Origin of the sequence: Streptomyces sp. NWU339 (genome assembly GCF_003143855.1) — a bacterium.
Lineage (GTDB): Bacteria > Actinomycetota > Actinomycetes > Streptomycetales > Streptomycetaceae > Streptomyces.
Map to the genome: position 1 here is coordinate 1 of NZ_QFRK01000027.1, position 23,689 is coordinate 23,689.

Sequence of the window (23,689 nt, forward strand, 5' to 3'; positions counted from 1 at the left end):
GCAGGGTGTCTCGGMGTCGGCGACCACCGCGTTCGCGCTGTCCCGGCTCGCCGATCCGGACACCCTGCACCAGACCCCGATCGGCGTCTTCCGCTCCGTGGACCGCCCGGTGTACGACACGCTGATGGCCGAGCAGTTGGACGACGCCGTCGAGCGGCACGGCAAGGGCGAGCTCGGCGCGCTGTTCGCGGGCAACGACACCTGGACCGTCGTCGGATGAGCACCGCCGGCTGACCGTCTTCGACCACCCGCCCCTCAGGGGCCCGAGGCCCGGACGCCTCAGAGCGTCCGGGCCTCGTCGTATGCCTTACGGGCGGTCAGCACGTCGTCCATGCGCCGTTCGGTCCACAGCGCCAGCGCGCGCACCTGCTCGGCCGCCTCCCGCCCCAGGTCGGTGAGGGAGTAGTCGACCCGCGGCGGGATCACCGGCTTGGCGTCACGGTGGACGAGCCCGTCCCGCTCCAGCGTCTGCAGGGTCTGGGTGAGCATCTTCTCGCTGACCCTGCCGATCGCGCGGCGCAGCTCACTGAAGCGGTGGGGCCGCTCCTGGAGCCGGATCAGCACGAGCACTCCCCAGCGGCTGGTCACATGCTCCAGGACCAGGCGGTGCGGGCACAGCGCCTCACGCTCGCTCCGCCGGCCCTCGCCGCCCCGTACGGGCACATCGCTTACCGTCATGCCGGTACCTTACTTCAAAGTGGGTACTTTCCATTAGTTAGCGCAACTCCTAGGGTTAGTGCCATACGTACCCCCCACAAGGAGTTCTGATCATGAGCATCGTCGTCACCGGAGCCACCGGAAACCTGGGCCGCCACGTCGTGGGGCAGCTCCTGGAGAAGGTTCCGGCCGAGCAGGTCACCGCCGTCGTACGCAGTGCGGAGAAGGCCGTGGACCTGGCGGAGCGGGGGGTGCGGATCGCGGTCGCCGACTACAGCGCCCCCGAAACCCTCGACGGCGTGTTCACGGCCGGCGACAAGGTGCTGCTGATCTCCAGCAGCGAGGTCGGCGCGGACCGGGTGGGACAGCACACGGCCGTCATCGACGCCGCCAAGGCCGCCGGTGTCTCCCTGCTCGCCTACACCAGCGCCCCCGGAACGCTGACCGCCGCACTCGCCGACGACCACCGCGGCACCGAGAAGGCCCTGCTGGCCTCCGGTCTCCCGTACGTCCTGCTGCGCAACGGCTGGTACCACGAGGTCTACACCGAGAACCTCGCCCCCGTGCTGGAGCACGACGCGGTCGTCTCCGCCGCCGGCGAGGGCCGCCTCTCCTCCGCCGCCCGCGCCGACTACGCGGCGGCCGCCGTCGCCGTACTGACCGGTGAGGGCCACGAGAACAAGACGTACGAGCTGGGCGGCGACGAGTCGTGGGACCTCGCCGAGTACGCGGCTGAGCTGAGCCGCCGGACCGGCAAGGAGATCGCCTACAAGCCGGTCACGGTCGAGGAGCTCACCGGCATCCTGACCGGCGCCGGGCTCCCCGAGCCGGTGGCCGCCGTTTTCGCGGGCACGGACGCCTCCATCGAGAAGGGCGAGCTGGTCGTCACCAGCGGCGACCTGGCCCGCCTGATCGGCCGCCCGGCCACCCCGATCGCGGACGCCATCGCCGCCGCGCTGAAGGCCCGACCCGGGGCCTGAAGGTCTCGCCCATTCCCTGAAGGCCCGGCCCGGGCCAGGACGCCCCCGCTCGTCACGACCGTCTTCCCAGTATGGGAATGACGAGCGGGGCGTCCGGCGTTACGGTCGTCCGGGCGAGCGTCGCTCGCCCGGACACGCGTCAGGTGAGAAGGAGGGCGGCCCGTGACCGAGAAGTCGGACGGCGAGCGGCGTACAGGACTGCTGAACGGCTTCGCGGCTTACGGCATGTGGGGGCTCGTCCCCCTCTTCTGGCCACTGCTGCAGCCCGCCGGAGCCGTGGAGATCCTGGCCCACCGGATGATCTGGTCGCTGCTCTTCGTGGCCGCCGCCCTGCTCGTCATACGTCGCTGGGCCTGGCTCGGCGAACTGCTGCGGCAGCCGCGCAGGCTGGCCCTGGTCACCGTCGCCGCGGCGGTCATCACCGTGAACTGGGGCGTCTACATCTGGGCGGTGAACTCCGGGCACGTCGTCGAGGCCTCCCTCGGCTACTTCATCAACCCGCTGGTCACCATCGCCTTGGGTGTCCTGCTGCTGAAGGAACGGCTGCGGCCCGCACAGTGGGCGGCGGTCGGGGTCGGCTTCGCGGCGGTGCTCGTCCTCACCATCGGCTACGGCCGCCCGCCGTGGATCTCGCTCTGCCTCGCCTTCTCCTTCGCCGCGTACGGACTGGTGAAGAAGAAGGTCAACCTCGGTGGCGTCGAATCGCTGGCCGCCGAGACGGCCGTCCAGTTCCTCCCCGCGCTCGGCTATCTGCTCTGGCTGGGCAGCCGGGGCGAGTCCACCTTCGGTGCCGAGGGAGCGGGACACGCGGTGCTGCTGGCCGCCACCGGCCTCGTCACCGCGCTCCCCATGGTCTGCTTCGGCGCCGCCGCGATCCGCGTACCGCTGTCCACGATGGGGCTGCTCCAGTACCTGGCCCCGGTCTTCCAGTTCCTGCTCGGCATCCTCTACTTCAAGGAGGCCATGCCGCCCGAGCGCTGGGCCGGATTCGCGCTGGTGTGGCTGGCGCTCATGCTGCTGACCTGGGACGCGCTGCGCACCGCCCGCCGGTCCGCCCGCGTACTCACCACCGAGCGCGCGAGGGCGGCGGCCGTGGCCGGCGCGGCGATGAGCCCGGTGGACACGGTGGCCCCGGTGGTCGTAGCGAACCCGGCGGAAGCGGTGAACACCGTGAATACGGCGAACACAGTGGACACGGTGGACACGGTGGATGCGCCGAAGGCCGGGCCGGAGCACTCCTCAGCGCGTTGAACGGCTCCGTCCACGCCCACTCACCCGTGCCGGGCGCGGGCGGTCAGCCGGCCCATGCGGGTGCGGGCGGACTCCAGTTCCTCGATCTCGTCGGCCGCCGGGCCGTCCTCGGCGGCGAGTTCGGTCCACAGCTCGATCAGCCCGCGTCCCAGCTCCAGCCCGCGCAGCGGATCGCGCACCGCGCGCCAGGCGGTGGCCGCGCTGCGGACGTTGCCGTAGGCGGCCTCCGCGTCGCCCGCTCTGCGGTGGATCCCGGCGAGGTCGAGGGAGAGCCGGAAGGCGTGCAGCGGCTCGTCACCCAGGTAGGCGATGTACGCGGACAGCTCGCACAGCTTGAGCACCTCCGGGTGCTCGGGCCCCAGCGTCCGCGACGCCTCGGTCACCGTCTCCCCGGCCAGTCGCGCCGCCGTGTCGATCCGGCCCGCCCGAACGGCCTCGTTGATCCGTCCCATGGGCTCGGCCAGGTGGGTCTCGCCCGGGGCGGCGGGCGGCTCGTCCCCGAGCACCGCCTCCGCCACGGCGTCGAAACCTCGGGGCGGGGCCGGCTTGAGGTCGGGGGCGAGAGCGGGTTCGGGCTGGGCCTCCGCAACCGGTTCGGGGGTGCGGGAAGGGGCGGCTCCCGGCGCCGGGGGTGGTGTCCGGTCGGCCGGGGGCAGCGGGTCCGGCGTCCGGTCGGCCGGGGGTATGGGAGGCGCTGAGGGCGCCGGAGGTATCAGGGGTGCCTGAGGCGTCCGCGGTGTGCGAGCGGGTGCCGGGTGCCTGCCGTGGTCGGCTTCGGGGGCGGAGTGCGGCCTCGTGTCCATGAGTGGAGGCGGGCCGAACTCGCCCATCGGCGGCACGACCGTGCCGGGAGGTACGGCTTCCACCGACTCGGGCACCGGCCGCAGCCGGAAGGTGGGTGCGCTGTCGCGCACGGGAATCGGCGCCGGCCCCGGAGCCGGGGTCGGCACCGGAGCCGGGGTCGGCGCTGCCGGCTCCATGGGAACCGGTTCTCCGGCGAAGTGGCTGGCACCGTCCGGGTCGACCCGGAGCGGGACGACGTACCCGGTGCGCTCGTCGTGGATGGTGGCGAGGACGGTGTGTCCCGAGTCGACGGCGATGCGGTGGAGGCGGTTCAGCACCGCCTGCTGCACCTCCTCGTCGGGTCCGGCGACCACCAGTACCCCGCCGACCGACGCCTTCCGTGAGCCGGCACCCGCCGCAGGGGCGGGGACATGGACGTCGATCGGCACTGCCGCACGGTTCGCCGCGCGTGCGGCCTGCTGCTGTTCCCGCTTCTGCTCGCGGCTGAGTCGCGCCATCGTCCCCTCATTCGGGTCGTGAACCTACCGACGAGTCTGTCCGCATATCCCCGTTTCTCACGTCACCGCGTTGTCACAGGCTCGTCCCAACGGCCGTCCGCCCGGTTCCGTGCCTGTCGGCCGGCATGAGGACCCGGGGGGACCGCGGTCGGTCCGCCCTGACCGGCGCCTGAGCCGTCACGCACACCCCGGTATTTATTTCTCTCGCGAGAGAGATACCTTGGTAATGGCCGGGTCCCGGTGCCCCGCGGGTACCGCACCCCCCGGAGGTCTCGCACGCATGGAGGATTGCCGTGGCTCTGCCCGCTCTGTCGCCGTCCGCCTCGCCGCCCCAGGCGGCCCCTCCTGCACGACGCCGACCGGGCGGAGCCGTCATCGCCTGGCTGACCACCACCGACCACAAGCGGATCGGCAGCCTCTACCTGGTGACGTCGTTCGTGTTCTTCTGCATCGGTGGCGCGATGGCGCTGCTCATGCGCGCCGAGCTGGCCCGGCCGGGTCTGCAGATCGTGTCGAACGAGCAGTTCAACCAGGCGTTCACGATGCACGGCACGATCATGCTGTTCATGTTCGCGACGCCGATCTTCTCCGGGTTCGCGAACTGGATCATGCCGCTGCAGATCGGCGCGCCCGACGTCGCCTTCCCGCGGCTGAACATGCTCGCCTACTGGCTCTACCTGTTCGGCTCGCTGATCGCGATCGGCGGTTTCCTCACCCCGGACGGGGCCGCCAGCTTCGGCTGGACCGCCTACAGCCCGCTGTCCGACACGGTCCGCTCACCGGGCCTCGGCAACGACCTGTGGATCATGGGCCTGGCCCTGCAGGGCTTCGGCACCATCGCGGGCGCAGTCAACTTCATCACCACGATCATCTGCATGCGCGCTCCCGGCATGACCATGTTCCGCATGCCGATCTTCACCTGGAACGTGCTGCTCACCAGCGTGCTGGTCCTGCTCGCCTTCCCGGTGCTGGCCGCCGCGCTCCTGGCGCTGGAGTACGACCGCAAGTTCGGCGGGCACATCTTCGACGCCGCCAACGGCGGGGCGCTGCTGTGGCAGCACCTGTTCTGGTTCTTCGGCCACCCCGAGGTGTACATCCTGGCGCTGCCGTTCTTCGGCATCGTCTCCGAGATCGTGCCGGTCTTCAGCCGCAAGCCGATCTTCGGCTATCTGGGCCTGGTCGGCGCGACGATCGCCATCGCGGGTCTGTCGGTGACCGTGTGGGCGCACCACATGTTCGCCACCGGCGCGGTGCTGCTGCCGTTCTTCTCCTTCATGACCTTCCTGATCGCCATTCCCACCGGTGTGAAGTTCTTCAACTGGATCGGCACCATGTGGAAGGGCAGTCTCTCGTTCGAGACGCCGATGCTCTGGTCCATCGGTTTCCTGGTGACCTTCCTGTTCGGCGGTCTGACCGGCGTCATCCTGGCCTCGCCGCCGCTGGACTTCCACGTCACCGACTCGTACTTCGTCGTGGCGCACTTCCACTACGTGGTGTTCGGCACCGTCGTCTTCGCGATGTTCGCCGGCTTCCACTTCTGGTGGCCGAAGTTCACCGGCAAGATGCTCGACGAGCGGCTCGGCAAGGTCACCTTCTGGACGCTGTTCATCGGCTTCCACGGCACCTTCCTGATCCAGCACTGGCTGGGCGCCGAGGGCATGCCCCGCCGCTACGTGGACTACCTGGCGGCCGACGGCTTCACCGGGCTGAACACATTCTCCTCGATCTCCTCGTTCCTGCTCGGCCTGTCGCTGCTGCCGTTCTTCTACAACGTCTGGAAGACGGCCAAGTACGGCGAGAAGATCGAGGTCGACGACCCGTGGGGCTACGGCCGTTCCCTGGAGTGGGCCACCTCGTGCCCGCCGCCGCGGCACAACTTCCTCACCCTGCCCCGCGTCCGCAGCGAATCCCCGGCCTTCGACCTGCACCACCCGGCGGTCGCCGCGTACGACCGGGAGGTCAACCGCCCGGAGACCGCGGCCATCCAGGCCCCCGGGGACAAACAGGAGTGATCTCACAGCCCAGCGTGTGGAGGAGCATGTGAACCCCATCCAGGACAGCGCCCGAGGCCTCAACCAACTCGAGGGGTACCTGCTGTGGGCGGCCGAGGTCGAGGACGCCCGGCGGCAGGCCGGCCGATTCACCGAGCAGCTGCCGTGGCTGACGACCGCACAGCGCGAGGACGTGGAGCACGTCTACACCGCCGAGCGGATCGCGGCCTCCCGCGCCTCACTCGTCCGGATCTGCGACCGTGCGGCCGAGCTCCGGGGCGAGTACGAAGACCGCTACCGGCAGCTGCGGGTGCGCTGCGTGGCCGCGGCGGTGGTGGGCGCGGCCAGTGGCGTGGGCGCGGCGATCGTCGCGATCCTCACCGGGTCATGACCGACCGCAGCGACGCAGATGGGGGACGTTGCCCGGACTCGCGCGGGGTGCGAGGCGTTTTGACGAAGTTGAAGTCAGGCTGAGCCCCATGGCTTCATCGATCGAAGGCCCGCACCACGGACGTCCCCGAGTTCCGTCCCGGGGCGGCCGACGGTCCGCCGTTCCCGTCCGGGTGCGCGGACGGCTGCCGACGTCGGCTGTCGCGCTCCTGGTGACGGCGGTCCTCACCGGCTGCGGAGCGATCAGCGGTAGCACGGTGCGGGAGTCCCCGACGGCCGCCGCACCCACGGCCGCCGCCTCCCCGGCCACCACGCCCGAGGCCGCGCCCCCGGTGGCCGGGCCGCCCGTGGTCGGACCGCCGGAGACCGGACCGTCGGAGCACGGAGCCCCCGGCGCCGACAGCACCACACAGGGCAGGTCCGACGCCGGAGCGGAAACGGAGCCCCCCGCCCCGCTCGGCGGTCTCGGCCCGCGGACGCTGGCGCTGATCCCCGAGAACACCCGCCAGGCCGTCGTCGTCACCGGCACGGGCAGGGACGCGAACCGCTCCGAGGCCGTGCTGTACCGGCGTACCGCCTCGGGGTGGAAGGCGGGCACCCCGTGGCCCGCCCGCAACGCCCTCAACGGCTGGACCGACGACCACCGGGTGGGCGACCTCCGCTCGCCGATCGGCGTGTTCACCCTCAGTGACGCGGGAGGACTGCTGCCCGACCCGGGCACCCTGCTGCCGTACGACGAGTCATCGGGATTCGCCATCGGCGGCACGGGCTTCATGGGGGAACCGCTCGCGGGCTCCTTCGACTACGTCATCGCGATCGACTACAACCGCGTCCCGGGCACCTCACCGCTCGACCGGACACGGCCGCTCGGCGTCGACCGGGGCGGCGGCATCTGGCTGCACGTGGACCACCAAGGGCCCACCCAGGGCTGTGTGAGCCTGGAGGAACCGCACATGAGACAACTCCTGCGGGCGCTCGATCCCGCGCAACACCCGGTGATCGTCATAGGGGACGCCGGGGCACTGCGCAGGTGAACGCGATCCCGGTGAGCCGGTGCCGCGCTCTCCCGCGCCGCGTCGCGTGGTCCACTCGCCCGTACTGCGTTCGTCCCCTTCCGGGTCGACCTCGGCCCGCTGTGTTCCGCCCCTGTCCAGGAGCGGCCGGCCAGGGGTGCTCTCGCCCGCGGTGAGGTGCTCCAGCACCTGGACCAGCTCCTGGCACGCGAGTTCCACGGAACGCCCGGTGTTGCGCTGCCGGTGATCATCGCGGGCAGGAGGAGGGAGACAGCGCACGCCGGGAGCGACGGGCAGATTCCGGGGGAGCATGCCGCGTTGCAGTGCGGGGGCCGGTTCGACCCGGGAGCGCTGCACCTCGGCCTGCGCATGTGCCTGACCCGTCAACGTCCCGAGCCTGGCCGGCTGCTCGTCGCCGTCGTCCGTGGAGGCGGTACGGGACATGGATCACTCACTGGGGCCAGGGCGGTGACGCTCGGCGTCTCCCTTGGGATTCAATGCTCGTATTCAGCTGTAAAAGATGATAAGCGGAACTCAAATGCATGGGCCAGTTCCGCAGAGCCGGGCACGGACGGGTGGAACGCGAGCACCGGAGTGCGCCGGGGAAGACTTTAGGCTGTGTCCATGGAGCAGCGCGAAATCATGCAGCGGGGCGTCGGCATCCTCACCGAGGCCCTCGAGATGCGGCGGCAACTCCGGGAGAACCCGGATGCCGAGGTGATGAGGAGCGGGGCCGTCTCCAAGCTTCTCGAAGAGATGCTGCCGCACATCCAGTTGCCGGCCGACGCGAACGCCCGCGAGGTGGCGGAGATCGTCACCGAGAAGCTGGGGCCCGCCATCGTGCACATCACCTCCGCACTCACCTTCGCCTTCGTGCAACTCGCCGAAGTGCACGACGCGGGTCGCACGGACGTGTCCTCCGCGGACGTCCTGCGCTCCATCTCGCTGCGCTACGAATCCGGGACCGAGCGGTAGCCGGCGGGGGCGTTCGCCGTACCGGGCACGGGCGACGGTCGGCCATGGCGCAACGGCGCCCGGGAAAACGGGATCCCGGGTCCGCTCCACCGCCGTTCGTCCCGGACCCTTGACTCCCTACGCGCCAGTAGCCATGCTCGGGCATATCTTGTACCGGTCATGACAATCGGATGAGTCCGGGTCACCGGCCCGGGCCGCCCGGTGGGCCGGCCGTGCCGCTGACGGAGGGACGTGGGCCGTGATCGTCGCTCGACGCCGGTACGGCGGTGGACGCCGCCAAGTCGCCCTCGTGGCGCTGCTTCTGCTCGTGCTCACCGTGATGTCCCTCGGCCCCACACCCAGTTCCGCGGCGGCCGGCGACTGGTGGGAGCCGACCGCGCGGCCGGCGCCGGACTCCGGGATCGGCGTCACCGGTGAGCCGTTCACCGGTACCGACGCGCGCGACGAGGTCCGCGGGTTCGTCGACGCGCACAACCACATCATGTCCAACGAGGCCTTCGGCGGTCGGCTCATCTGCGGCAAGCCCTTCTCCGGGAAGGGGATCGCCGACGCCCTCAAGGACTGTCCCGAGCACTACCCCGACGGCTCGCTCGCGATCTTCGACTTCATCACCAACGGCGGTGACGGCAGGCACGATCCCGTCGGCTGGCCCACGTTCGAGGACTGGCCGGCCCACGACTCGATGACCCACCAGCAGAACTACTACGCCTGGATCGAGCGGGCCTGGCGCGGCGGGCAGCGGGTCCTGGTGAACGACCTCGTCACCAACGGCGTGATCTGCTCCGTGTACTTCTTCAAGGACCGCGGCTGCGACGAGATGACGTCGATCCGGCTGCAGGCGAAGCTGACCTACGACATGCAGGCCTACGTCGACAGGATGTACGGCGGCACGGGCAAGGGCTGGTTCCGGATCGTCACCGACAGCACCCAGGCCCGTCAGGTCGTCGAGCAGGGCAAGCTCGCGGTCGTCCTGGGTGTGGAGACCTCCGAGCCGTTCGGCTGCAAGCAGATCCTGGACATCGCCCAGTGCGACAAGGCCGACATCGACGCCGGGCTGGACGAGTTGTACGACCTCGGCGTGCGCAGCATGTTCCTGTGCCACAAGTTCGACAACGCGCTGTGCGGGGTGCGCTTCGACGAGGGCGCGCTCGGCACCGCGATCAACGTCGGGCAGTTCCTGTCGACGGGCACCTTCTGGCGGACCGAGAAGTGCAGGGGCCCCCAGCACGACAACCCCATCGGCCTGGCCGCCGCGCCCGGAGCCGAGGAGGAACTGCCGGCGGGCGTCGAGGTCCCCGCCTACGACGAGGAGGCCCGGTGCAATGTACGGGGCCTCACGGACCTCGGCGAGTACGCGGTGCGCGGCATGATGAAACGCAACATGATGCTCGAGATCGACCACATGAGCGTCAAGGCCGCCGGCAGGGTGCTCGACCTCTTCGAGGCCGAGTCGTACCCCGGCGTGCTCTCCTCGCACAGCTGGATGGACCTGAACTGGACCGAGCGCGTCTACGGCCTCGGCGGCTTCGTCGCCCAGTACATGCACGGCTCCGAAGGCTTCGTCGAGGAGGCGCGGCGCACCGAGGCGGTGCGCGACAAGCACGGCGCGGGCTACGGCTACGGCACCGACATGAACGGCGTCGGCGGCTGGCCCGCCCCGCGCGGGGCCGACGCGCCCCACCCCGTCACGTACCCCTTCCGCAGCGTGGACGGCGGGTCCGTCATCGGCCGGCAGACCACCGGCGAACGCACCTGGGACCTGAACACCGACGGAGCCGCGCACTACGGACTCGTCCCCGACTGGATCGAGGACATCCGGCGCGTCGGCGGCCAGGACGTGGTGGACGACCTCTTCCGGGGCGCCGAGTCCTACCTCGGCACCTGGGGCGCCTCCGAGCGGCACCGGGCGGGCGTCAATCTCGCCAAGGACGCCCCGGCGACCGCCAGTTCGACCGAGTGGAACCCGTTCACCAGCTACGCTCCCGGCCGGGCGGTGGACGGCGACCGGGGCACCCGCTGGGCCAGCGACTGGAGTGACGACCAGTGGCTCCGGATCGACCTCGGTACCACCCGGGAGGTCGGGCGCGTCACGCTCGACTGGGAGCGCGCGTACGGGACTTCGTACCGCGTCGAGCTCTCCGCCGACGGCTCGCACTGGCGGACCGTCTGGTCCACGGTCTCGGGGGACGGCGGCCTCGACACGGCCCGCTTCGCCCCGGAACCGGCCCGCCACGTCCGTCTCCGGTTCCTGGACCGGGGGACCGACTGGGGCTACTCCCTGCGTGAGGTCGGCGTCCACCGGAGTTGACGGCGGTCCCCGCCCGGGGTGGGGCGCTCCTCAACTCCATTGCGGCAGGGCGCCGTCCAGGAGTTCGCGTACGGCGGGGAGCGCCGCCGCGCGGTCGGCGGGGACGAGGCCGACGCGGGTGCGGCGGTCGAGCAGGTCGCTCTCGTCGAGCGCTCCCTCGTGGCGCAGGGCCCACAGCAGTTCGGCCCCGGTGACCGGGTGTCCGGGCAGCACGGGCTCGCCCAGCCGGGTGTCCCGCGCGCCGAGGGCGTGGACGGCCGGTGCCTCCGTCCCGTAGCGCCGCACCAGGCGGCGGGGTGCGGGCAGGGCGGTGAGGACGTGCGGCGGTGCGGCGCCCACGAGCGGGAGGGACGCGGTGCGGGACGGGCCGGCCGGCAGCCGGCGGACGCGGACGGCGGTGTCGACGGCGTCCTCGGCCATGCGCCGGTACGTGGTGAGCTTGCCGCCGACGACGGTGACGACACCTTCGGACGAGGTCAGGACCGCGTGCCGTCGTGAGACGTCGGCGGTCCTCGTCGTCGTGCCGGCGCCGGCCGCCGTGGTGTCCAGCAGGGGGCGCAGTCCGGCGAAGGCCCCGACGACGTCGTCCCGGTGCAGCGGGACGTCCAGGACGGAGCACAGGACGTCGAGGAGGAAGCCGATGTCCGTCTCGGGTGCCTCGGGGACCTCGGGGATGCCGCCGTCCACGGGTTCGTCGGTGAGCCCGACGTAGACCCGGCCGTCATCCTGGGGCAGCACGAGGACGAAGCGGTTGTTCTCCCCGGGGATCGGGATGTGCAGGCCGGCCGGGAGCGGGCCGAGGCTGTCCGGGCGCAGCACGAGGTGGGTTCCGCGTGAGGGGCGGATCCGGATGCCGTCCACGAGACCGCCGGCCCAGACACCGGACGCGTTGATCACCGCGCGGGCGCGGATCTCGCCCTCCTCGCCGGTGAGTTCGTCGCGGACCCGGGCGCCGGACGCGGTCAGCTCCAAGGCCCGGAGCCGGGTGAGGACGCGAGTCCCGTGTGCGGCGGCGGTGCGGGCGAGGGCGGTCACCAGACGGGCGTCGTCGGTGAGTCGGCCGTCCCACGACAGCAGGCCGCCCCGCAGTCCGTGGCCCCGTACGGCGGGGGCCAGGTGACGGGTCTCGGTCACCGAGATCCGGCGCGGCGCGGGCAGGGTCGCCCGCGTGGTACGGGCGGCCAGCCGCAGGGCGTCCCCGGCCCGGAAACCGGCGCGGGCCAGGGCGGCCTGACCGCGGGAGACCAGGGGGGTGAGGGGCAGGACGAACGGCTGGGCGTGCACCAGATGGGGGGCGGTGCGCTGCATCAGCGCCCCGCGTTCGACCGCGCTCTCGTGGGCGACGTCCAGCTGGGCGGAGGCGAGGTAGCGCAGCCCGCCGTGGATGAGTTTGCTGCTGAAGCGGGAGGTGCCGAACGCCAGGTCGTGGGCGTCGACGGCCACCACGCTCAGACCGCGGGCCGCGGCGTCCAGAGCGGTCCCGGCGCCGGTGGCACCGAGACCGACGACCAGGACATCGACGGCCGGGCCGCCCACGGTCTCGGTCAGTTCGCGGGTGCGGCGCCCGGCGGACAGGGACGAGGCGGAGGCCGGCCCGGTGAGGGGGTTCATGGTGTGAGGGTCCTCTCCAGGATGTCGCGCAGTTCTGCGAGGAGCGCCTCGGAGGTGAGGTCGGGGTCGTCCTCGTCGGTCATGGTGCGCAGGGACAGGGTGAAGGACTGGACGATCAGGAGTACCGACCGCGCCTGCCGTTCGGGATGACCGGTGCGCACCGATCCGTCGGCGTGCCCCTCGCGCACGTTGTCGGCCAGCAGTTCCAGCAGCGCCACCTGGCTCGCTCCGCGGCGGTCCAGCACATAGGGCAGGAGCAGTTCGGGGTCCACGTCGACGATCTTGCGGAAGAGTGGGTGTCCGCCGAAGGCGCGCACCCCCGCCACCAGTCCGTCGACCATGCGGTCCCGGCTGGTGACGTCCGGACGGCGCTCGGGGACCGCGCCGGTGGCCACGTCGATCCATTCCCGGGTCATGAGGTCCCCGACCAGAGAGCGCACGTCGGGCCATCGTCGGTACAGCGTCATCCGGGAGACCCCGGCGCGGCGGGCCACGTCGGTCAGCGTGGTGCGGCGGACCCCGACGGCCAGAACGCAGTCGCGCACCGCGTCGAGCACGGCGTCGTTGTCCGAACGGTTGTGACGAATAGGCGTCATGTGTAACAGTGTAACGACTGGAGGGGCCGTCGGCGACGGCATCGCTCATATCGACGCTCGAACCGACCGGTGAGGACGACAGGCATGGACATGCTGTGGAGCGGCTGGGGCGACCCGGCCAGGGCGACGCCGCTGCCCGACACGGTGATCGGGCTGTTGCGCGATCTGCTCGGCGTCGAGCCGTGCGCGGCCGGACCGGTGGCCCTCGAGGAAGTGGCCGTGCCCGAGATCCGCTTGGCGTCCGCCGCGCACCGCGCGCTGGCCGAGGCGCTGGGCGGTGAGGACCATGTGCGTACCGACCCGGAGACGCGGATCCGGCACACGCGCGGCAAGTCCACCCCCGACCTGCTGCGGATCCGGCACGGTGACGTCACCGACATCCCGGCGGCCGTCCTGTTCCCCGCCGGCCACGACGAGGTGCTCGCCGTCCTGCGTGTCTGTGCCGAACAGCGCCTGCCCGTGGTGCCGTTCGGCGGCGGCACCTCCGTGGTCGGCGGTCTCGCCCCCGGCCAGCGGGGCACCTTCGTCGCCCTGGACCTGCGGCGTATGGACGCACTGCTCGCCCTCGACCCGGTCTCCCGCACCGCCACCCTGCAACCCGGCCTGCGTGCCCCGCAGGCCGAGGCGCTGCTCGCCGAACACGGCTTCACCCTCGGCCACTTCCCCCAGTCCTACGAGTGGGCGACCATCGGCGGCTTCGCCGCGACACGCTCCAGCGGCCAGGCGTCCGCCGGGTACGGCCGCTTCGACGAGATGGTGCTCTCCCTCACCCTCGCCACCCCCGAAGGCACCCTCGACACCGGCCGGGCCCCGCGCTCGGCGGCCGGGCCCGACCTGCGCCAGCTCGTCCTGGGGTCCGAGGGGGCCTTCGGCGTCATCACGTCGGTGACCGTCCGGATCCGCCCTCTCCCACAGGCCCGCGTCCACGAGGGCTGGCGGTTCGACTCCTTCGAGGAGGGCACCGCCGCGCTGCGCCGCCTCGCCCAGGACGGGCCGCGCCCCACCGTGCTGCGGCTGTCCGACGAGACCGAGACACTGATCGGCCTCGCCCAGCCGGACGCGATCGGCTCCGGCACCCCGCAGCCCGCCGGATGCACGGCCGTCGCCGGCTACGAGGGCACGGAGGAGGACACCGCGTACCGCAGGGAAAAAGCCGCAGCCGTCCTGCGCGCGTGCGGTGGAACACCGCTGGGGGAGGAACCCGGCCGCCGCTGGGCCCACAGCCGCTACTCGGCCCCTTACCTGCGCGACTCCCTGCTCGACGCCGGGGCCCTGGCCGAGACGCTGGAGACCGCGACGTTCTGGTCCCGGATCCCCGGGCTGTACACCGCGGTCCGCGACGCGCTCACCGCCACGCTCACCGAGGCCGGCACCCCGCCCCTGGTGATGTGCCACATCTCCCACGTCTACGAGAACGGCGCCTCCCTGTACTTCACCGTGGTGGCGGCACAGGGCGACGGCGACCCCGTGGCGCACTGGACGCGCGCCAAGCACGCCGCGAACGAGGCGATCCTCGCCGCAGGCGGCACGATCAGCCACCACCACGGTGTCGGCACCGACCACCGGGACTGGTACGTCCGCGAGGCCGGCCCGCTGGGCGCCGACGCCCTGCGCGCGGTGAAGCGGCGCCTGGACCCGGCCGGAGTGCTCAACCCCGGCGTCCTCCTGCCCGCCGACTGAGCCGAAGCGCCGTCATCCGTCAGAGGACCATCCCGCTCCATCCCGTCGGCCCGCCCGGAGGCAACCCGATGCGACAGTTCACCGCCGTCGTCAACCCCACCGCGGGCGGATCCACCGGAGCGGCCGCGCTGCTCGCCCTCGCGCGACAGCTCCGGGAGGCCGGGGCCGAACTGCACACGGAGTACAGCCGCAGTCTGGCCCACGCGCAGGAGCTGGCCCGGGACGCCGGGCAGCGGGGGCGGGTGGTGCTGGCCGTCGGCGGGGACGGCATCGCCGGAGGCATCGGCGGCGCCCTCAGCGGGACCGGTGCCACGCTCGGCCTGGTGCCGGCAGGCCGGGGCAACGACTTCGCACGGGCCCTGGAACTGCCCACCGAACCGGCAGCCCTGGCCCGGATACTGCTGGAGGGCGAACCGCGGCACGTCGACACCATCGAGGTCGAATCGGCCGTCCACGACCGTACCGTCGTCCTCGGCAGCGTGTACGCCGGAGTGGACGCGCTCGCCAACCGCCACGCCAACCACAGCAGGCTGCTGCGGGGCGCCGCCTCCTACTACGCCGGCGGACTGCGGGCGGCCACCACCTGGCGGCCGGTCCGCTACCGGGTCACGATCGACGGCGAGGAGCACGCACACACCGGCTACACCGTGGTGGCCGCCAACTCCGGCTACTACGGCTCCGGCCGTGTCATCGCGCCCGACGCCCGGGTGGACGACGGGCTGCTGGACGTCGTGATGATCGAGGACGCGCCGCGGCGCCTGTTCTTCGCCCTGATGAACGACCTGAGGACGGGCGCCCACGTCCACCGGCCCCAGGTGCGGGTGGAGCGGGGCCGGGAGATCCGTGTCGCCGCCGACCGCGCAGTCCCCTACGGTGCGGACGGTGAGGTCGACGCCCTTCTCCCCGTGACGCTCAGAGTCCTGCCCGGAGCGCTGCGCGTGCTGTGCTGACCTCAGACCCGGGAGCCGTGGCAGCGCCGGGCGAGCCGGGCGAGCGCGGCCCGCCGAGGTGCGGCCGGGGCGCTCCGCCGGAGGCTCTACGACTACGTGGTGCGCGAGCCGGAACCGGTGGGCCGGGACGATGCCGCCGCGGCCCCGGGCCTGGTCCGGCGGACCGCCGCCTTCCACCTGGACCGGCCGGCCGACGAGTACCTGCTCGACGTGGTCCGTGCGCGGCGCGGCGGACGCACCGGCCCGGGCGCGGGCAGACCGGCCAAGCTCTACCACCGCTCGACGAAGCAGATCGCCGTCGGCCTCCCGGACCGGCGCCACGAACTCGCCGGGCAGCTCCTCGCCCACGCCGTGGAGGAGTCCGGCGCCACCGGGGAGCCGGTGCGTGACGTCCTGCACCGCACGGCACGGGGATGCGGCGCGCAGGTGGGCGCCGACGGCCACGGAGAGGTCTTCCCCCTGCTGGAGCGGTACGGTTTCGAACCGCGGCACGAGGGTGACGCCGTCGTCCTGGGAAACTGCCCCTTCCACACGCCGGCCCGCGCGCACACCCGGACGGTCCGCGGGATGAACCTCCACCTGCTGCGCGGTGTCCTCGACGGCCTCGGCGACACCGGCTTCGAAGCACGCCTGGCGCCAAAACCCGGCCGCTGCCGCGTCCGCCTGGATCCGACCGGCCTGAAGACCGGTCACCTCACTTGGCGAGGAAGGACAGAAGTGCCCGGTTGACGTCCTCGGCGTGCGTCCACAGCAGACCGTGCGGAGCGCCCTCGACCTCCACGTACTCCGCGCTCGGCAGCGCCCGGTGGAACGGGCGCCCCGCCGAGTCGATGGGCAGGATGTTGTCCGCCGTTCCGTGCAGGATCAGGGCGGGCACGTCGACGGCGGGGATGTCCCCCCGGAAGTCGGTGAACCACGTCATCGGCGCGGCCGCCGCGGCGAAGGATCCACCCGACGCCGCCGTGTGCCAGCTGTTGCGGACGGATTCCGGGCTGATCCGGCTGCCGAGGTTCTCGTCGAGGTTGTAGAAGTCCTTGAAGAACGACGTGTAGTACGCGTACCGGTCGGCCTTCACCGCCGCGGAGATGCCCTCGAAGAACTCGCGGGGCGCCGCACCGTCCGGGTTGTCGTCGGTCTTCAGCAGGCAGGGCTCCAGCGAGGCGAGGAAGGCCACCTTCGCGACGCGCTCCGTGCCGAACCTGCTGACATAGCGGGCCACTTCACCGGTGCCCATGGAGAACCCGACGAGCACGGTGTCCGAGACGTCGAGGGTCTCCAGGACCGTGTTCAGGTCGGAGGCGAAGGTGTCGTAGTCGTATCCCGTCGTGGGCTGGCTCGACTGTCCGAATCCGCGCCGGTCGTAGGTGATCACGCGGTACCCCGCGTCGAGCAGCGCGGCGGACTGCTTCTCCCAGGAGCGGCCGTCGAGTGGGTACCCATGGATGAGGATCACGGCCTGTCCGGCCCCGTGGTCCTCGTAGTAGAGCTCGATGTCGGTGGAGTTCTCGCGTCCCACAGTGATGTAAGGCATTGCGGTTCTGTCTCTCCTCGGCTCGATGGCGGGCAACCCGGGTCGCACGACCGCGCCGGGGCGGAACCGGGCGATGTCTCCAGGTTCCCGCGACATGCGCGAACCCGCATCCGGTCGACGGTACGTGCGAGATCGACGAAGAGGACCTGCCGCAGCATCCTTCTCCGTGATCTTGGGCATGCATGGGGCGTTCGACGGCCCCCCCACAAGGAGTGATCCGCTCGATGAGCGCCACGACGAGACCGTCCGCCCCGACTCCGACCGCTCCCGGCAGCCTGCCGCTGATCGGTCACGCCCACCGGCTGGCCCGGGACCCCCTTCCGTTCATCACCTCACTGCGTCGGTACGGCAGCGTCGTCCGGATACGCATAGGTCCGAGCCCTGCCTACGTCGTCACCGATCCCGCGCTGACCCGCCGAGTCCTGGTGACCGACGCCGCCCACTTCCCGAAGGGCGGCAGGATCATCGATGCTCTCCGCCTCTTCTTCGGCGACGGTCTCGCCACCATCGCCGACGGCGAGGCACACCTGCGCAACCGCCGTCTGATGCAGCCCATGTTCAACAAGTCGCACATCGCCGACCGCGGCGACGCCATGATCCGCCAGGTACGCGCCATGGTCGAGGCGTGGCCGCAGGGCGCGCCGCGGGATGTGTACGCCGACATGAACGCGACCACCCTCGCCGCGTTCCTTGTCGCCCTCTTCGGCACGGACCTGCCCGACCGGCTGGAGAGCGAGTTCACCTCGCTGATGCCCGAGATCATGAAGGGAACGATCCGGCAGACGGTCCTTCCCTCCTGGATCACCGGACTGCCGCTGCCCGCGAACCGCGCCCACGCCGCCCGCGTCGCCCGCCTGCGGTCCCTGATCGACCAGGCCATCGACCACCACTCCCACCGCGCCGCGCACCCGGGGGCGGACGAGACCGGTGCGGTACCGGCGCAGTGCCCGCACGCGTCGGCACCGCCGACGCGGCAGGCGGGTCTGTTCGCCGCCCTGCTCACGGCCGAGACCCCGCTCAGCCGCGAGCAGTTGCAGGACGAGGCCATCACCCTGCTGACCGGAGCGATCGAAACCACCGGTACCACCCTTGCCTGGGCCCTGTACGAGATCTCGAGGGACCCCGGGACCGAGCGGCTCCTCCGTGAAGAACTCGCCCTCGTGTGTGCCGACCGCCCTCTGCGGCACGAGGATCTGGACCGGCTCGTCCACGCCCGGCGGGTCCTCCGGGAAGCGATCCGGAAGTACGGACCGGCCTGGATGGTGACGCGCACCGCGAGCCGCGACATCGAACTCGGAGGCCACCGCATCCCCGAGGGTGCCGACGTCGTCTGGAGCCCTTATCTGCACCAGCACGACCCGGAGGTGTTCCCCGCCCCGGACGTCTTCGACCCGGACCGCTGGACCCCTGACCGCGCGCAGGCCACACGCGGCTCCTTCCTGGCGTTCGGCGACGGCCGCCGGAAGTGCATCGGTGAGAACTTCGCCTGGACGGAACTCCAGATCATCCTGGCCACCATCCTCCAGACCTGGCCCCGGATCGGCGTCACCTCCGCCGCACCGAGCGCCCAGGCGGTGGTCACCGTCAAGCCGGACAAGCTGATGATGACGTTCTCGTCCGAGGCTTCCGGCTGAAGCCGGACCGGTCGGGCCGGTCGCAGTGGGCGTACCGGCTCGACCGATCCGGCCATGAACGGCGAAGAACGGCCAAGTGCGGCTAGAAAACAGCACCCTCAGTCACCGGTGACGGGTTAATGTCGGTGTCAGGGAGCAGAATGATCAATGAAAGAGATCAACACCGGCGCCGTGCTGGGTAGACGGTCTCGAGTCCCGGCTCCGGAAAGGCCCCAGCGATGCTCTTCACCATCAACCAGATGCAGGACCGTCCGCGCGCCGGACGGGTGACCACCGGGCTCCGGGCGGCCCCCGCGAGTTCGTTCGTCCCGGACGGTACCGGCGGCGCCGACGTACTGCGCATCATCGCCGATCCGCGTACCCCCACCTTCGTCACGGTGTACGCGAACGGCCGCCGCAGATACAGCTACTGGCGTCCGCTCGACTCCACCACGGGCCAGGGCGGTTGCTACGCGGCCCTGCCCACCTCGGACTGCGACGAGCTGCACGCGGCAGGGAAGATCGAACTCGGGGACCCCGTCGAGGACCCGAACCGGACGACATACCGGGTCAGTGCGTCCCCCCGAATCGCGCCTTCGCCGATACGCTCGGCGCGGGAGCGCCCCCGCGTGGTGCGAACCGCCCGCGTGGCCTGAACCGGCCGCCGAGGTGCGCTCCCGTGCCGTGCGAGGTGTGCGAGACGCGGCACGGGAAGGCCGAACGGCACCGTCGAAAGCCGGGCAGAGTTCCGGGGATGCGCGGGAACATCATGAACACGGAGGCGACGGCACACCGGGCGGGAACGACGCGGATGCGAGGGGCGGTCGCGCTCCGGGTGCTCGCCGTGCTGACGGTCGGCGCGCTGGTCGGCTGCGGAGGTCCGGGTGGCGTGGGCGCACAGTCCCCGGACGGCGACCGGGCGTCGGAGTCCCGCTCCGCCTCGGCACAGCTGTCGGTGTCGGCCGCGGATGGGCACGACACGGCCGCCTGCTCGGACGGAAACTGCGAGATCGCGGTCTTTGAACCGGTGACCATCCGCTTCGACGGGCCGGCCGGCACAACGACCCTGTCCGTGACCGAGGTCGGCCCGGACAGGATCGAGTACGCGCTGAAGTCCGGCAACAGCCAGTCCAAGGGCGGGATCGAAGGCCCCGGGCAGGGCTGCCTCGTCGTGCTGCGTTCCGACGGTTCCAGCACCTCGTGCGGCGGCATGGGCGACGGACGGCCGCCCAGTGCCCGGTCCGACGCCGTCGTCGTCCAGGCGGCGACGGGGGAGGACGGCACAGCTCTGCTCCGCGTCGTGTCGGGCTGACGCCCCGTCAGGCGATGGAGGCCGAAACGACGGCGGACACCGCGAGGTTGCAGGACGCCGTCACCCAGACCGCGGGGTGCGGCTCCGGCTCGACCAGCGTGGCGCCCAGACGCCCCGGCGTGATGAGGTCCACCACCAGGAACGCCACGGCCATCATCACCAGCCCCAGCAGACCGAACGCCGCGGTCGACACCAGCCCCTTGCCGAAGTCCTCGTACGTCGTCCAGATGGACGTGAACACGATGCCGCCGATGCCGAGCAGCGCGGAGCTGAGCACCAGGGCGGCGTTGCGGTTGCGCTCCTGCCATATCTGCCGGCCGAGCTTTCCCGGCGTCAGCAGGTCGACCAGGACGATCCCGAGGACCAGCAGGACGAGACCGAGCGCGCCGTAGGCGGTGGCCCGGCCGAGTCCGTTGACGATGTCGCTCATGGGGTTGCCGGCTCCGTAGCGTGAGGGATCGTGAGTGATCGCGGTCGGGGGCGAGCAAAATGTAGCGCACCCCTCCGCCGCTCCGGTGCGTGCGGTGGGAAAGGTGTGCGCGACAGCGGCGGGACACCGCCGGGCCTCCTCACCGCTGTCGTCCGCGTGGAAGACGAATCGGGCGGCTCCGTCGGTGATTCGGTGGCGGAAGGCCCGAGTGAGGCCGGCCAGTACACCCTCCGGCAGCGGCTCATGACGTCAGACGCTGTCCTCGCCCGGTACGGCCCACCGGGCCGGACCGCTCTCGTACGGGAGACGATCGCGGAATCTCGTGCCGAAGCGGTCGGACGGCGACTCGACCCGAAGCTGCGGCCACTTGATGTTCGACGGCAGTGTGCTGTCGTTCTCTCGCGCAGGCGGTGCGCGGTTCCCGCCCGCGTCACACCGAGGCATGTCGGTGAATCACTGGTCCGTACCAAAGTATTGACGCCCTCTTGGCTCACTCCTTAAATCAAGGAGCGACGCACTTACCCCCCCACAACCTCGGTCGGCGCACCCGTGTGTACGGGCCGCCGCACGGAAGGGAGAGCCATGTCCTCTCCGCGCATGCTCCGCAGATGGCTGACCGCCGCCCTGTCCGCGGCCCTGGTCGCCTCCGCCGCCGTCGGGACCGCCCGGGCGGAACCGGTGGACAGCACCGCCGTCGCAGCGGCGGACGGCGCCGCGGCTCCCGCGGCCGTGACGTTCTCGGACAACTTCGACGGGCCCGCCGGCGCGGCGGTCGACTCCTCGAAGTGGCACATCGAGACCGGCGACAACGTCAACAACCACGAGCGGCAGTACTACACGTCCGGCAACAAGAACGCCGCCCTGGACGGCCGGGGCCACCTGGTGATCACCGCCCGCAAGGAGAACCCGGCCAACTACCAGTGCTGGTACGGCACGTGCCAGTACACCTCGGCCCGGCTGAACACCTCCGGAAAGTTCACCGCGCAGTACGGGCACGTCGAGGCGCGGATGAAGGTTCCACGCGGTCAGGGCATGTGGCCCGCCTTCTGGATGCTGGGCACGCCGGTCAACTGGCCGGACTCGGGCGAGATCGACATCATGGAGAACGTCGGCTTCGAGCCCTCCACCGTCCACGGCACCCTCCACGGTCCCGGTTACTCCGGCTCGGGCGGCATCGGCGCCGGCTACACGCTGCCCGGCGGCCAGGCCTTCGCGGACGGCTTCCACACCTTCGCCGTCGACTGGGCGCCGAACTCGATCACCTGGTCCGTGGACGGAAACGTCTACCAGCGGCGCACCCCCGCCGACCTGGGCGGGCGGGCCTGGGTGTTCAACAAGCCGTACTTCCTCATCCTCAACCTGGCGGTGGGCGGCTACTGGCCCGGCGACCCCGACGGCTCCACCGTCTTCCCGCAGCAACTCGTCGTGGACCACGTCTCGGTGACCACCGGTGACTCGGCCCCGGGCGCCCCCATCAGGGGACTGGCCGGAAAGTGCGTCGACGTCGCCGGGGCGAACCCCGCCAACGGCACCCCCGTACAGCTCTACGACTGCAACGGCACCACGGCCCAGAGCTGGACCGTGGGCTCCGACGGCACGCTCCGCGCGCTCGGCAAGTGCCTGGACGCCACCGGCAACGGCACCGCGGACGGCACACCCGTCCAGCTGTGGGACTGCACCGGCGGACCCAACCAGAAGTGGACGGTCACCGGGGCGCGCGACATCGTCAACCCCCAGGCCGACAAGTGCCTGGACGTGACAGGCAACAACGCGGCCAACGCCACCCGGCTGCAGATCTGGACCTGCACGGGTGGCGCGAACCAGAAGTGGACGGTGGGCTGAGACAGGCGGTCTCCGGCGGGACACCCGCGCCGGTCCCGCCGGCCGTTACGATCGCCGCGTGCGCTCTCCCCGCTCAGCCTCGGGCTGGACCATGGCCGTCTTCGGAGCAATCGCCGCCGCTCTGGGGGCGGTCGGCCTGATCGCGCCGGCCGCGCAGTTGTCGCTGCTGGGCCTCGCGGCTCCGGGCGGGCGGGGCAGTGGCGACCTCACGCCGGCCTTCGTGACGGCGTCCTCGATGGCGGCGCTCAACATGGGCGTGTACTACATACTGGCGGCGCTCGCCGACTGGCGGGCCTTCTTCCGGTGGACGGTGCCGTTCCGGCTGCTGACGTGCACGGTGTTCACGGTCGCCGTCTTCACCGGGCGGGCGCCCGAGGCGTTCATCGGCGTCGGTGTGTGGGAGGGCCTCGGCGCGGTCGCGACCGGTGCGGCGCTGCGGTACGAACGGCGCACCGCCGCAGCGGGCAACCCCGGCGAGGGTGCGGTGACCCCCGAGTCCGCGGACCGTGCCGAAGCCTGACCCCGACGCGTTGGGTCACTGTAAGTATTTTTACCTTTCTTTTGTTGTGGGGGAACACGGTCGCCGCCGCGTCCGTTGACCGCTCGGACCGTGAGATCCGGGACCGACGACCGGTACCGGAGAGACAGCAACAGAAGCCGAGGTGGAACCAGTGGCGATGTGGGACCGTGTCAAGGACCAGGCCAGGGCGCTGCAACAGTCCCAGGGCACGCGGGCGGGAGGCGGGCAGTACGGGAACCCCGGACCGGCACCGGCCGGCGGCCCTGCGCGCGGTTCGTCCTCCGGCGGCTCCAAGGCCCAGCTGATGGGCTTGCTGAAGTCCCAGCTCGCCTCGGCGAAGGCGGAGCTCAAGAGCGGCGCCTACCGGGACGCCAGCATGGCGATGTGCGCGCTGGTCGCGGCCGCCGACGGGCGGGTGGATCCGGCGGAGCGGCAGCGCGTGGAGGAGCTGATCGTCTCCAACGACGTCCTGCAGAACTTCCCGCCGGACCAGCTCCGCAAGCGGTTCAACGACCACGTGGACCAGCTCGTGGCCGACTTCGAGGCGGGCAGGGTGCGGGCGTTGCAGGACATCGCCAAGGCGGCGAAGAAGCCCGTCGAGGCACGCGCGGTCGTCCAGACCGGCATGGTCATCGCCGGTGCCGACGGCACCTTCGAGGCGTCCGAGCAGTACGCCATCCGTGAGGCCTGCGCGGCCCTGAACCTCTCACCGACGGAATTCGGAGTCTGAGGGCCGCC

The 23,689-nt window shown here is 71.5% G+C and carries 21 protein-coding genes and 3 pseudogenes; 17 read left to right on the forward strand and 7 right to left on the reverse strand.

From position 1 onward, the window contains the following. Window positions 1-220: pseudogene (locus tag DIZ27_RS27160) on the forward strand (2-oxoacid:ferredoxin oxidoreductase subunit beta); the annotation flags it as partial. A gap of 59 nt (window positions 221-279) precedes the next feature. Here the strand turns inward: DIZ27_RS27160 and DIZ27_RS27165 are convergent. Continuing rightward, window positions 280-678, reverse strand: coding sequence for a helix-turn-helix domain-containing protein (locus DIZ27_RS27165; protein WP_109381097.1), 399 nt, complete (start codon window positions 676-678; stop codon window positions 280-282). Window positions 679-770: 92 nt separating this feature from the next. Between DIZ27_RS27165 and DIZ27_RS27170 the strand changes: the two genes are divergently transcribed. Together DIZ27_RS27170 and rarD are read left to right on the forward strand one after the other, a co-directional pair. After that, complete coding sequence (locus tag DIZ27_RS27170; RefSeq protein WP_109381098.1) at window positions 771-1,637, forward strand: SDR family oxidoreductase; 867 nt, start codon at window positions 771-773, stop codon at window positions 1,635-1,637. A 162-nt stretch (window positions 1,638-1,799) separates the two neighbouring features. Then, complete coding sequence (rarD, locus tag DIZ27_RS27175; protein WP_258308558.1) at window positions 1,800-2,888, forward strand: EamA family transporter RarD; 1,089 nt, start codon at window positions 1,800-1,802, stop codon at window positions 2,886-2,888. A gap of 20 nt (window positions 2,889-2,908) precedes the next feature. On the opposite strand, the gene DIZ27_RS27180 is transcribed toward rarD, so the two are convergent. Next, window positions 2,909-4,189, reverse strand: coding sequence for a hypothetical protein (locus DIZ27_RS27180; protein WP_109381099.1), 1,281 nt, complete (start codon window positions 4,187-4,189; stop codon window positions 2,909-2,911). A gap of 293 nt (window positions 4,190-4,482) precedes the next feature. Between DIZ27_RS27180 and ctaD the strand changes: the two genes are divergently transcribed. The 3 genes from ctaD (at window position 4,483) to DIZ27_RS27195 (ending at window position 7,604) form a co-directional block, all read left to right on the forward strand. After that, window positions 4,483-6,201, forward strand: coding sequence for a cytochrome c oxidase subunit I (ctaD, locus tag DIZ27_RS27185; protein ID WP_109381100.1), 1,719 nt, complete (start codon window positions 4,483-4,485; stop codon window positions 6,199-6,201). Window positions 6,202-6,229: 28 nt separating this feature from the next. Continuing rightward, on the forward strand, window positions 6,230-6,571 hold the full coding sequence (locus DIZ27_RS27190) for a hypothetical protein (RefSeq protein ID WP_109381154.1): 342 nt from the start codon (window positions 6,230-6,232) through the stop codon (window positions 6,569-6,571). 88 nt (window positions 6,572-6,659) lie between these two features. Beyond that, window positions 6,660-7,604, forward strand: coding sequence for a hypothetical protein (locus tag DIZ27_RS27195; RefSeq protein ID WP_109381101.1), 945 nt, complete (start codon window positions 6,660-6,662; stop codon window positions 7,602-7,604). Window positions 7,605-7,859: 255 nt separating this feature from the next. Here DIZ27_RS27195 and DIZ27_RS47420 read toward each other — a convergent pair. Further along, window positions 7,860-8,027: pseudogene (locus tag DIZ27_RS47420) on the reverse strand (serine/threonine-protein phosphatase); the annotation flags it as partial. A gap of 180 nt (window positions 8,028-8,207) precedes the next feature. On the opposite strand from DIZ27_RS47420, the gene DIZ27_RS27205 reads away from it, so the two are divergent. Both DIZ27_RS27205 and DIZ27_RS27210 read left to right on the forward strand, forming a co-directional pair. Further along, window positions 8,208-8,558, forward strand: a complete 351-nt coding sequence (locus tag DIZ27_RS27205) for a hypothetical protein (RefSeq protein WP_109381155.1) — start codon at window positions 8,208-8,210, stop codon at window positions 8,556-8,558. A 319-nt stretch (window positions 8,559-8,877) separates the two neighbouring features. After that, complete coding sequence (locus DIZ27_RS27210) at window positions 8,878-10,866, forward strand: discoidin domain-containing protein (RefSeq protein ID WP_109381156.1); 1,989 nt, start codon at window positions 8,878-8,880, stop codon at window positions 10,864-10,866. A 30-nt stretch (window positions 10,867-10,896) separates the two neighbouring features. Here DIZ27_RS27210 and DIZ27_RS27215 read toward each other — a convergent pair whose 3' ends face one another. Both DIZ27_RS27215 and DIZ27_RS27220 read right to left on the reverse strand, forming a co-directional pair. Beyond that, a complete protein-coding gene (locus tag DIZ27_RS27215) occupies window positions 10,897-12,477 on the reverse strand; it encodes a glycerol-3-phosphate dehydrogenase/oxidase (protein WP_109381102.1) in 1,581 nt (526 codons plus the stop codon). Beyond that, window positions 12,474-13,073: a TetR/AcrR family transcriptional regulator gene (locus tag DIZ27_RS27220; protein WP_109381103.1), complete on the reverse strand. Its 600-nt coding sequence runs from the start codon at window positions 13,071-13,073 to the stop codon at window positions 12,474-12,476. Before DIZ27_RS27220 ends, DIZ27_RS27215 begins: the two co-directional genes overlap by 4 nt. Window positions 13,074-13,157: 84 nt before the next feature. Here DIZ27_RS27220 and DIZ27_RS27225 point away from each other — a divergent pair, with 84 nt between their 5' ends. The 3 genes and pseudogenes from DIZ27_RS27225 to DIZ27_RS27235 all read left to right on the forward strand — a co-directional run. After that, on the forward strand, window positions 13,158-14,753 hold the full coding sequence (locus DIZ27_RS27225) for an FAD-binding oxidoreductase (RefSeq protein WP_181383713.1): 1,596 nt from the start codon (window positions 13,158-13,160) through the stop codon (window positions 14,751-14,753). 68 nt (window positions 14,754-14,821) lie between these two features. Next, window positions 14,822-15,703 carry a YegS/Rv2252/BmrU family lipid kinase gene (locus DIZ27_RS27230; protein ID WP_109381104.1) on the forward strand — a complete coding sequence of 294 codons (882 nt, stop codon included), beginning with the start codon at window positions 14,822-14,824 and terminating at the stop codon, window positions 15,701-15,703. A 75-nt stretch (window positions 15,704-15,778) separates the two neighbouring features. After that, a pseudogene (locus DIZ27_RS27235) lies at window positions 15,779-16,432 on the forward strand (helix-turn-helix transcriptional regulator); the annotation flags it as partial. Here DIZ27_RS27235 and DIZ27_RS27240 read toward each other — a convergent pair. Further along, window positions 16,398-17,234: an alpha/beta fold hydrolase gene (locus tag DIZ27_RS27240; protein ID WP_109381105.1), complete on the reverse strand. Its 837-nt coding sequence runs from the start codon at window positions 17,232-17,234 to the stop codon at window positions 16,398-16,400. The pseudogene DIZ27_RS27235 and the gene DIZ27_RS27240 sit on opposite strands and share 35 nt — an antisense overlap. A 224-nt stretch (window positions 17,235-17,458) precedes the next feature. Here DIZ27_RS27240 and DIZ27_RS27245 point away from each other — a divergent pair, with 224 nt between their 5' ends. From DIZ27_RS27245 to DIZ27_RS27255, 3 genes are all read left to right on the forward strand, one after another. Beyond that, window positions 17,459-18,868: a cytochrome P450 gene (locus tag DIZ27_RS27245; RefSeq protein WP_109381106.1), complete on the forward strand. Its 1,410-nt coding sequence runs from the start codon at window positions 17,459-17,461 to the stop codon at window positions 18,866-18,868. Window positions 18,869-19,086: 218 nt separating this feature from the next. Further along, window positions 19,087-19,503: a hypothetical protein gene (locus tag DIZ27_RS27250; RefSeq protein ID WP_109381107.1), complete on the forward strand. Its 417-nt coding sequence runs from the start codon at window positions 19,087-19,089 to the stop codon at window positions 19,501-19,503. A 98-nt stretch (window positions 19,504-19,601) separates the two neighbouring features. Next, window positions 19,602-20,159 (forward strand): hypothetical protein, encoded by a 558-nt coding sequence (locus tag DIZ27_RS27255; protein WP_181383714.1) that lies wholly within the window; start codon window positions 19,602-19,604, stop codon window positions 20,157-20,159. 7 nt (window positions 20,160-20,166) lie between these two features. Here the strand turns inward: DIZ27_RS27255 and DIZ27_RS27260 are convergent, their stop codons facing one another. After that, complete coding sequence (locus DIZ27_RS27260; protein WP_109381108.1) at window positions 20,167-20,589, reverse strand: DUF350 domain-containing protein; 423 nt, start codon at window positions 20,587-20,589, stop codon at window positions 20,167-20,169. Window positions 20,590-21,171: 582 nt separating this feature from the next. Between DIZ27_RS27260 and DIZ27_RS27265 the strand changes: the two genes are divergently transcribed. The 3 genes from DIZ27_RS27265 (at window position 21,172) to DIZ27_RS27275 (ending at window position 23,681) form a co-directional block, all read left to right on the forward strand. Then, entirely contained in the window at window positions 21,172-22,431 is a 1,260-nt protein-coding gene (locus tag DIZ27_RS27265) for a ricin-type beta-trefoil lectin domain protein (RefSeq protein ID WP_109381109.1), read from the forward strand. A gap of 91 nt (window positions 22,432-22,522) precedes the next feature. Beyond that, complete coding sequence (locus DIZ27_RS27270; protein ID WP_109381110.1) at window positions 22,523-22,951, forward strand: hypothetical protein; 429 nt, start codon at window positions 22,523-22,525, stop codon at window positions 22,949-22,951. Window positions 22,952-23,102: 151 nt separating this feature from the next. Beyond that, the gene (locus DIZ27_RS27275) at window positions 23,103-23,681 is read left to right on the forward strand and encodes a tellurite resistance TerB family protein (RefSeq protein ID WP_109381111.1); all 579 of its coding nucleotides are present in this window, start codon (window positions 23,103-23,105) and stop codon (window positions 23,679-23,681) included. Window positions 23,682-23,689 lie beyond the last annotated feature (8 nt).